This is a genomic window from uncultured Lactobacillus sp., from assembly GCF_902491705.1.
Classification (GTDB): Bacteria; Bacillota; Bacilli; order Lactobacillales; family Lactobacillaceae; genus Lactobacillus.
Genome location: NZ_CABUIW010000101.1, coordinates 1 through 2469, shown reverse-complemented (window position 1 = coordinate 2469; position 2469 = coordinate 1). Strand labels below are relative to the sequence as shown.

Sequence of the window (2469 nt, the reverse complement as noted above, 5' to 3'; positions counted from 1 at the left end):
ACGAGTTCTTATCCAAATCTAAAACACTTGTAAGCCCCGTCACCTTATGATTTTGGAGCTCTAAAGCCTTTACAACAAATTGAACAATATCTTCCTGATCATCAACGACAAGTATCTGAGCCATAACCTCTCCTTTCATACAAAGTACCCTTATCATATCATCTATAGAAGATAACTGACAAGGCGTAAAGTAGATAAATATGTGTTGGGTAAAAGACATAGAACAAATATTTTGACCCTTTACCTCTTTGACCGTTATAACAAAGCATTAAGGGAGCTGCAAATATTTCCATCCATTCAATGTATTTAAACATTAAATCGTGAAAAGAAGGTCTACTTAGAACAATCGCTATTAGTGCCCAAACTAGACTAACACTCACAAAAGCAAGCACTTCTTTCTTAAGATTCTTGTGACAAAGATACATAGCGATACCAGTCAAAAGTAACCACGTTCCTCCATCGCTGATAAATGTATGAACTGGTAGCACTGTAAAATTGAGTAATTTAAGTAGAAAACCTAACATAGGTTTGTTCACACTTAGCAGATAAAAAGGCAACATTAGCAATGGGAGTAATATTGGAAAAAGTAAGGTTGGGATTCCTTTTAGATATTTCCTTTCTTGAATCCAAGCGATACCTTGAAGAGCAACGAGCAAGATAACGAATGATGACAACATCATATTTTGTGGAAAGAAACCATCTGGCCTTACAAGAGGATGTAAAAAATTATAAAATCCAAACTGAATCAATCCCATCAAAATAGCTAAAGCATAAATCCTTAGGAAGTATTTTTTTCGATTGTGTGTATGGACGAAACCTTCAATCACAGCAAATAGAAATAAGGGGGCCGCTAATCTCCCAATCATAGTAAACCAAATGGGTATTTTTCCTGTATATTCAAAAAAATATTGAATATGGTCGAATACCATAGTAATTAGGGCTATATATTTGAGTTGGAAACCTGATAGACTAAAACGTTTCATAATAACTCTCCTTTCTTTTCATCCTTAGTATAAAAAACAAATTAACTAACATAGTTTACTTTTCCGACAAACTACTAACCAAATTTTAGGATAACCACGAAAGACTAATACACTATCTATGTTATTTCTTATATTATTTTTTGGTTCTATAATCTATTAAACATATAAATAACAAAGTCACCCCAACAATCCATAAAGGAAGGGAATTGAGTTGGCTCCAATCACTAAGGATAAGGCTATTGAAAGGTAAAGCAATAGGAAGCCAATGAGTAGACAAGAAAACTTTATTACTAGCAAAAATAATAAAAATAATTTCAACCATAGAGATTATAATATTACTAACACTGTTCAGACTCACTTGTATAAAGTAGTGAAAATGATTAAGAAAGACTATTAACATCCAACTTGATAGACTTACTACAAATCCATTAACACTATTCATAAGAAGGAGGTTTATGATAAGCCAACTGAATAAAGAAGGTAGGCTAAGGACTATGTCTGATATTAAAAGTTTAGCCAACCATAAACGTCTTTGCTTAGGATAACTCGATATTTCTTGATAATGATTAGCGTGTTTTTCTTGTTCAATCCCTAAAATTGACAAAAATGATGTCAATAGCGGATAGCATAAAAAAGATAATATGGCTAAATTAGTTAGAGAAAAACCATTAGGAACGAAGCTCACATACATTGGAATTGTAATGATCTCTAAGACAGCAAAACTGAGAATAAGATAAAGACCGAAAGTATTCTTAAATTTTAGTAACTCACTCCTTAGCATTTAATTGCCTCCTTTGAAGTGAAAAAGATAAAAACAATGTCACTACTATTGATAGTATCATCGTAAGTAACACTTGAAGAATGCTAGTATGATTCGTATTTACAATAATATCCCCCGATGGTTTAAGATTTAATAAAAATTGAGCTATTTTATAGTGATAAGTATAGGGGAAAACGAACCAAAGTGGACTCTGAGCAATAAAGGGTGCTATTAAAAGACAAACCAATGTATTAAGAGCTAATAGGATGAATTGACTCATGTATTTAGACATTAGGTAAAGTAAAGGAATGTTCCATAAAGTTGTCATCCAAATTAAGATTAAGGAAATAGCTGTTTTAGGAATATTTATTGGAATAAAACCTGTGTAAATAAATGCAACGAGACTGAGGAAAGCAAGTAAGAATAAACTAGAAATCAATGTCCTCATTCCTATAAGCACCATTTTCATCAAGATAATTTTCCAAGTGAAATATCCATTTGTAACATTTTGAAAATGCCCAGCCTGGTCTTCTAAACGTCTATCAACTATAAACAAAAGACCATTTACAAGATATAAAAAGATAGCTTCCCACCAATAAACCGAGAAAGGAACAAAAATCTGTAACCCTACCATTAAAAAGGCTATAAGAACGGTTAAAAATGGTATGATGATTAAGAATTTAGTCGTTCCTAAATGTCGTAATTTGAGCAATTCCGAATAGAATA

The 2469-nt window shown here is 32.1% G+C and carries 3 protein-coding genes and 1 pseudogene; all 4 read right to left on the bottom strand.

Annotated elements, in window-relative coordinates; translation table 11 throughout:
- A pseudogene (locus RDN22_RS11210) lies at window positions 1-124 on the bottom strand (DNA-binding response regulator); the annotation flags it as partial.
- 34 nt (window positions 125-158) lie between these two features.
- Window positions 159-983: a TraX family protein gene (locus RDN22_RS11205; RefSeq protein WP_004182440.1), complete on the bottom strand. Its 825-nt coding sequence runs from the start codon at window positions 981-983 to the stop codon at window positions 159-161.
- A 133-nt stretch (window positions 984-1116) separates the two neighbouring features.
- Window positions 1117-1764: a nisG gene (locus RDN22_RS11200; RefSeq protein WP_004182439.1), complete on the bottom strand. Its 648-nt coding sequence runs from the start codon at window positions 1762-1764 to the stop codon at window positions 1117-1119.
- Window positions 1751-2469, bottom strand: a 719-nt coding sequence (locus tag RDN22_RS11195; RefSeq protein ID WP_308558149.1) for a lantibiotic ABC transporter permease, incomplete at its 5' end; no start/stop codon positions are given. The genes RDN22_RS11200 and RDN22_RS11195, both read right to left, overlap by 14 nt.

What these genes read in the sequence shown, in the direction of transcription:
- RDN22_RS11205 (WP_004182440.1), bottom strand. Translation starts at nt 983, where the DNA reads ATGAAACGTTTTAGTCTATCAGGTTTCCAACTCAAATATATAGCCCTA.
- RDN22_RS11200 (WP_004182439.1), bottom strand. Translation starts at nt 1,764, where the DNA reads ATGCTAAGGAGTGAGTTACTAAAATTTAAGAATACTTTCGGTCTTTAT.